Below are 539 nucleotides of genomic sequence, written 5' to 3'. Positions count from 1 at the left end.
GGCATCTACTGATGTGGATGCTCTCTTTTTATGAACTATTTGAATAGGACAAGCATATACTGCTTGTACCTTATTAACTTTAGTAACCTTAACTTTCGTTAATGGGGATTCTCATAATCCTTTAAAGGGCGCTCACGGAAATGGGTGCTCTTTTTACTAGATAAAACGGATATTGAAATAGGAAGGGCGATGAATGATGGACGAAATACAACGATTTATTGCTAACAATACACATCAGCTTGGATATATTATGGATGAAGCTAGCAGGAAGTGGATAGAGCAAGACCCTAAAGGAGCTTTGACAGTAGGAGCAAGTAAAGGAACGATAGATGCTTATGGTAGTTATTATGATCTGTTGGAAAAGTTAGCATGCCTTGAAGAAGGAAAAAATATTTAGCATAATGATTAAACCAATAGCAATTATCGTAGGCGCTGCTATGATCGGCTTAGCGTCTTATTTGTTGTTCAGTAATTCTATCATCTCTTTATTTACAGTGTTTTGAATGTATACTTTTCCTGTTAATTTTGATGATACCAAA

1 protein-coding gene is annotated in these 539 nt (G+C 35.6%); it reads left to right on the top strand.

Features of this window, described 5'->3' with window-relative positions; all coding sequences use genetic code 11:
* Positions 1-196: 196 nt before the first annotated feature.
* Positions 197-397, top strand: a complete 201-nt coding sequence (locus tag ORL93_RS30945; protein WP_240517036.1) for a hypothetical protein — start codon at positions 197-199, stop codon at positions 395-397.
* Positions 398-539: the final 142 nt, after the last annotated feature.

This window comes from Bacillus sp. DHT2 (assembly GCF_026241455.1).
GTDB lineage: Bacteria > Bacillota > Bacilli > Bacillales > Bacillaceae_G > Bacillus_A > Bacillus_A pseudomycoides.
This window is presented reverse-complemented; position numbering and strand designations above follow the sequence as displayed.